A 5,774-nucleotide genomic window follows, 5' to 3' on the forward strand; every position below is an offset into this window, starting at 1 on the left:
AGATCGGGGTTTCTTCTTTGGGCACTGAAAAAACCTGCGCCATCCGCCAGTCAGGCTCAGGACAAGGCACGCTGTATGTCCTGTATTCTGTCTGCAAGGTTCTCCTCTGCCTGCTGGGCTATCAAACGATAGCTGGCTGACGGCATACATCGCTTCAGCACAAGACCCTCGCTACCTGCTGCTTGCCTGCGTAGGATCGTCAGCTCTTGCTGGCGGTATCCTTCCTTGTCGTGTGCTGCTGCCAGCTTTGAAGGTTGCCATAATGTTGCTGATTGGCTGAGCTGCGCTGGGTGATCGAGTATCGGCTGGCGTGAGGTTGCCTGGGTTGTGGCTTAGGGGAGAGTGAGGTGTGCTGTGTCCGGCTAGGGGTGTGCCGAGTTGTCCGGGGGATAACTGCCAGGCATAAAAAAACGCCTGATGCAAAGCATCAGGCGTCTTCTGTCCAAGAGTTGGCGTGAGCCTTATTTCTTGGCGGCTTTCTTCTCTTTTTCCTTGGCTATTACGGCCTCGGCTACGTTGGCTGGGCAGGCCGAGTAGTGAGAGAACTCCATCGAGAACTGACCGCGACCGGAGGTCATGGTACGCAGGGTGCTGATGTAGCCGAACATTTCTGCCAGCGGTACATCGGCCTTGATGCGTACGCCGGTTACGCCAGCTTCCTGGCCGCCAATCATGCCGCGACGACGGTTCAGGTCGCCGATCACGTCACCAACGTGGTCTTCGGGGGTGAAGACGTCGACCTTCATGATCGGTTCCAGCAGTTGCGGGCCGGCTTTGGGCATGGACTGGCGGAAAGCACCCTTGGCCGCGATTTCAAACGCGATAGCCGAGGAGTCAACGGCGTGGTAGCCACCGTCGGTCAGTTCAAAGGAAACGTCGAGTACCGGGAAGCCAGCCAGTGGACCGGTGTCCATCAGCGAGGCAAAGCCCTTTTCGATGGCCGGGAAGAATTCCTTCGGAACGTTACCGCCAACAACGCTGGACTTGAAGGTGAAACCGGAGTTCGGCTCGCCAGGGCGAATGACATAGTCAATCTTGCCGTATTGACCGGAACCGCCCGACTGCTTCTTGTGGGTGTAACTGTCGCTGACTTCACGGGTAATGGTTTCGCGGTAGGCAACCTGTGGCTGGCCGACCACCAGCTCAACGCCGTAAGTACGCTTGAGAATGTCGACCTTGATATCCAGATGCAGCTCGCCCATGCCTTTGAGGATGGTTTCGCCGGAATCCGGATCGGTTTCAACGCGGAAGGTGGGATCTTCTGCGACCATCTTGCCGATGGCGATACCCATTTTCTCAGTGGAGCCTTTGTCTTTCGGCTCAACGGAGATGGAGATTACCGGCTCGGGGAAGACCATAGCTTCCAGGGTGCACTCGTTGTTCGGGTCGCACAGGGTGTGACCGGTCTGAACGTTCTTCATGCCAACGATAGCAATGATGTCGCCGGCCTGGGCACTGGTCAGTTCGTTGCGCTCGTTGGCATGCATTTCAACCATGCGACCGACACGCTCGGTCTTGCCGGTGAAGGAGTTCAGGATGGTGTCACCCTTGGCCAACTTGCCTGAGTAGATGCGGCAGAAGGTCAGGGCGCCAAAGCGGTCATCCATGATCTTGAATGCCAGGGCGCGGAAAGGCTCGTCGGGGGAAACGATTGCGAACTTGCCGGTCGGGTTGCCTTCTTCGTCGGTCAGCGGCTGCGGGTTGACTTCGGTCGGAGACGGCAGGTAGTCGACAACGGCGTCGAGCAGCAGTTGCATGCCCTTGTTCTTGAACGCCGAGCCGCAGTAGGTCGGGAAGAAGGCCAGCTCCAGGGTGCCCTTGCGGATGCAGCGCTTGACGTCGTCGATGGACGGCTCTTCGCCTTCCATGTAAGCCATCATCAGCTCGTCGTCCATTTCCACGGCGCTTTCAATCAGCTGCTCGCGGTAGGCTTCAACATCATCGGCCATGTCGGCTGGAATTTCCTGGATGCTGTAGTTTTCCGGCACGCCGGTTTCGTCCCAGACGAAGGCCTGGCGGCTCAGCAGGTCGACCACGCCGCAGAACGTGTCTTCGCGGCCGATCGGCAAGGTCATGATCAGCGGCTTGGCGCCCAGTACGTTTTTAACCTGCTCGGTGACGCGGATAAAGTCAGCGCCAATACGATCCAGCTTGTTGACGAAGATCAGGCGCGAAACCTTGGAGTCATTCGCGTAGCGCCAGTTGGTTTCGGACTGCGGCTCGACGCCGCCGGAGCCGCAGAATACGCCAATGCCGCCGTCGAGCACTTTCAGTGAGCGATAGACTTCTACGGTGAAGTCAACGTGGCCGGGGGTGTCGATGACGTTGAAACGGTGGCCCTTCCANGATGACGTTGAAACGGTGGCCCTTCCAGAAGCAGCTAACGGCGGCGGACTGGATGGTAATGCCGCGCTCGGCTTCCTGCTCCATGAAGTCTGTGGTGGATTCGCCTTCGTGGGTTTCCCCCAGCTTGTGAATGCGACCGGTGAGCTTGAGGATGCGTTCGGTAGTAGTGGTTTTGCCGGCATCAACGTGGGCGAAGATACCAATATTGCGATAAAGGGATAGATCAGTCATGACGTTCTCTGATAGCCGGTTTGGTTTGAAAATAGGCGGACATTCTACAGGACTCAAAGCCAGTGCGCTCAGTTTTTGCGTCAAAGAGTGTTCTGGAGGTGGTAAAGGGCTGGCCTGATGCGATAAATGGTCATAGTGATTGGATGTCGTTGTGATTCTTTGTCCTGGGTGGTGGCCATAAATAAGTATTTCCAATTCATTCCGGGCGCGCTGAGCGGTATGATGCTGGGTCTGTTTGGGTGGCGGTTTTTTAATCATGCTGCAACAGCTTTTAAAACTTCTGGCTGATGGGCGCTTTCATTCCGGTGAGGCGTTGGGCGAGCGGCTGGGCGTTAGCCGTGCGGCTGTCTGGAAGGCCTTGAAGCGTTTGGAAGAGCAGGGTTTTCCTTTGCAAAGTGTGCGTGGCAAAGGCTATCGCTTGCCGCGAGGGGCAAGTCTGCTCGATCAGTCGCAAATTATTGGGCTGCTGCCGGCAACACGGGCGGAAGGCTGGGAGTGGTATCTGCATCAGGAGTTAGACTCAACTAATGCTGAGGCTCAGCGACTGTTGAGTGTCGGTGGTATGCGTCCCTTGGTGTGTCTGGCGGAGCGGCAGACAGCTGGGCGTGGGCGGCGTGGTCGAGTTTGGCAGAGTCCTTATGGGCAAAACATCTATATGACGGTGGTCGTGCCATTTGATAGTGGGGCGCAGCGGCTCGAAGGTCTGAGTCTGATGGTCGGGATGGTGTTGGTCGATACGCTTGAGGCTGCAGGTTATAAAGGCTGTCGTTTGAAATGGCCCAATGATGTATTGCTTGAAGGTGCCAAGCTGGCCGGCATCCTGGTTGAGGTGGCTGGCGATCTCACTGCCGAATGTGCAGCTGTCATTGGTGTTGGGGTGAATGTGTTGATGACGGCTCCGGCTTCGGAGATTGATCAGGCCTGGACTTCGCTGCGCTTGTCTGGCCAGGGGGGCAGTCTGGATCGCAATACCATGGTGGCCGACTTCGTTGCTCGGTTGGATGCGGCTATGGAGTTGTTTCGGGTTCAGGGTTTTGCGCCCTTTGCTCAGCGCTGGTCTGAGTATGATGCGTGGCACGGGCTTGAGGTCAAAGTAACGGCCGGCGCCAGTGTTGTTGAAGGGTTGAATCGGGGCGTAACTGAGCGAGGGGCGCTAAGGTTGCTGACAGTAGATGGTGAGCAGCAACTGAGTGGGGGCGAGGTGAGCCTGAGGTTGAATGATGCTACTTGAGCTGGATTGCGGGAACACCTTGATCAAATGGCGTCTGCTCGATCGTGAGGGGCGGGTGCGTGATCGCGATATGGCGCCGGATCTGGTGGAGTTGCAGCGGCTTTTGGGTGGGCAGGAGCGCGAAATTCGTGGCTGTCGCCTGGTTAGCGTGCGCTCGGCTGATGAAACCCAGGTGGTGATGGACCAGTTGACCAGTTGGTTGAAGTTGCACCCGGTGCTGGCAAAGGGTAGTCAGATGCTGGCAGGGGTGCGCAATGGTTATGCGGATTACGCCAAGCTGGGAATGGATCGCTGGTTGGCCCTGGTTGCTGGTTATCAATTGTGCCGGCGCGCCTGCACGGTCATTGATTTGGGGACGGCGGTGACGGTTGACTTCGTTAATGCTGAGGGCGAGCACCTGGGCGGCTATATAGCGCCGGGTAGCAAGTTGTTGCGCTCGAGTCTCAAGCGCCACACGCGCCTGATCCGCTATGAAGGAAGTTTGCAAGGGGATCTGTTGGAGCCGAGTCCGGGGCGGGCGACTGCTGAGGCGGTGGAGTATGGTTGTGAGTTGATGCTGGCTGGTTTTGTGCGTGAGCAGTTGCGCATTGGTCGTCAGTTGCTGGGTGATGCGATGGTGGTGATTCTGACGGGTGGGGATGCGGCGCGAATGGCTGAGCTGCTGCCGGGTGAGTGTCATGTCATCAATGATCTGGTGTTCGAAGGGTTGGCTCTGGCCTGTCCCATGGAGGCCGACTGATGCGCTCGCTGTTCCTGTTCTTGCTACTGCTCAACATATTATATGGCTTGTGGCAGTTTCAGGACGGGCGGGCAAGTCAGGTTTTGCGGCAGGTAGCTGACGCTGCGCTGGAGGGTGGGCTGCCTGGTCGCGATGCTGCGCAGTCGTCGGTAGATGCTCCGCTAGTCTCTGGTCGGGTCGAAGAGCGTACTACCTTGTGCGTCAATCTCGGTCAGTTCGAGTCGTCGGCCGATGCGGGGCAGTTGCGTCAGCGGTTGCTTGCTCTGAATATTCAGGCGGACGTGATTCGGCGTGATGTGCCGGACAGTGTTGATTATTGGCTGTTGATGTCGGTGCCTGGTGGTCGGGAGGCGCAGATGCAGCGCCTTGCGCGTTTGCAGGAGCAGGGGGTTGATAGTTTTATTGTGACTCAGGGGGTGCATGCGGGTCAGTTATCTCTAGGGGTGTTCAGCCGTGAGGACTATGCCCGTGCGCGGCAGTCGCAATTACGGGCGCAGGGCTATGATGTTCGTGTGGAGTCGGTGGAAAAGCTTGGGAGGCTCTATGTCGTTCAGGTCGATAGTGCGGCCAGGCGTCTGGTGGACCAGGCAATGTTGGCGCGTCTGCGTAATGATTTTCCCGGCTTGCAGCATCAGTTTCATCCCTGTAGACCCATTGCTAACGGCAGCAACATCCCCTAGAATGGCGCCCGCTTCGGTCGCCGGGTCTTGATGGCTGCGCCCCGAGGCCTCTGTTGAACTTCAAGTGGCGGTTTTTGCTAAGAAAAGTGTTGACAGAGTGGTGCCAAGTGATGAAAATGGCGCCTCTTTTACGGAGGGGTTCCCGAGCGGTCAAAGGGATCAGACTGTAAATCTGACGGCTTAGCCTTCGAAGGTTCGAATCCTTCCCCCTCCACCAGATTCGCAATAGCCGGGCACTTGGCGGGTATAGTTCAATGGTAGAACCTCAGCCTTCCAAGCTGATGGTGCGGGTTCGATTCCCGCTACCCGCTCCAGCGCGGCGCTGCAAAAGTTGTAGGCTCATGTAGCTCAGTTGGTAGAGCACACCCTTGGTAAGGGTGAGGTCAGCGGTTCAAATCCGCTCATGAGCTCCAGATAAAGGCAGATATGCGAATATCTGCCTTTTATTTAATGGTCGCGTGACTCGCGCATTGCACTCACGAATAGGGGATCTCTCGATGGCTAAAGAGAAGTTCGAACGTAGCAAACCGCACCTGAACGTGGGCAC

At 57.1% G+C, this 5,774-nt stretch carries 3 protein-coding genes, 3 tRNA genes and 1 pseudogene; 6 read left to right on the forward strand and 1 reads right to left on the reverse strand.

Annotated elements, in window-relative coordinates; genetic code table 11:
• Positions 1–461: 461 nt before the first annotated feature.
• A pseudogene (gene fusA / locus C2846_RS18300) lies at positions 462–2,577 on the reverse strand (elongation factor G).
• Between the two features lie 256 nt (positions 2,578–2,833).
• Here fusA and birA point away from each other — a divergent pair.
• From birA to C2846_RS18330, 6 genes are all read left to right on the forward strand, one after another.
• Positions 2,834–3,808, forward strand: coding sequence for a bifunctional biotin--[acetyl-CoA-carboxylase] ligase/biotin operon repressor BirA (gene birA, locus C2846_RS18305; protein ID WP_240638234.1), 975 nt, complete (start codon positions 2,834–2,836; stop codon positions 3,806–3,808).
• Positions 3,798–4,547 carry a type III pantothenate kinase gene (locus C2846_RS18310; protein ID WP_080051605.1) on the forward strand — a complete coding sequence of 250 codons (750 nt, stop codon included), beginning with the start codon at positions 3,798–3,800 and terminating at the stop codon, positions 4,545–4,547. The genes birA and C2846_RS18310 overlap by 11 nt, the downstream gene beginning before the upstream one ends.
• On the forward strand, positions 4,547–5,227 hold the full coding sequence (locus C2846_RS18315) for an SPOR domain-containing protein (protein ID WP_119702176.1): 681 nt from the start codon (positions 4,547–4,549) through the stop codon (positions 5,225–5,227). Before C2846_RS18310 ends, C2846_RS18315 begins: the two co-directional genes overlap by 1 nt.
• Before the next feature lie 132 nt (positions 5,228–5,359).
• Positions 5,360–5,444: transfer RNA gene (locus C2846_RS18320), tRNA-Tyr, on the forward strand.
• 23 nt (positions 5,445–5,467) lie between these two features.
• Positions 5,468–5,541 (forward strand) — tRNA-Gly (locus C2846_RS18325).
• A gap of 23 nt (positions 5,542–5,564) precedes the next feature.
• Positions 5,565–5,640 (forward strand) — tRNA-Thr (locus tag C2846_RS18330).
• The last annotated feature ends 134 nt before the right edge of the window (positions 5,641–5,774 follow it).

The organism is Pseudomonas jilinensis (assembly GCF_003586265.1).
In the GTDB taxonomy this organism is placed as follows: domain Bacteria; phylum Pseudomonadota; class Gammaproteobacteria; order Pseudomonadales; family Pseudomonadaceae; genus Halopseudomonas; species Halopseudomonas phragmitis.

Bases quoted from the DNA above. Each gene is read 5' to 3' on its own strand.
- birA (WP_240638234.1), top strand. From the start codon at position 2,834: ATGCTGCAACAGCTTTTAAAACTTCTGGCTGATGGGCGCTTTCATTCC.
- C2846_RS18310 (WP_080051605.1), top strand. From the start codon at position 3,798: ATGCTACTTGAGCTGGATTGCGGGAACACCTTGATCAAATGGCGTCTG.
- C2846_RS18315 (WP_119702176.1), top strand. From the start codon at position 4,547: ATGCGCTCGCTGTTCCTGTTCTTGCTACTGCTCAACATATTATATGGC.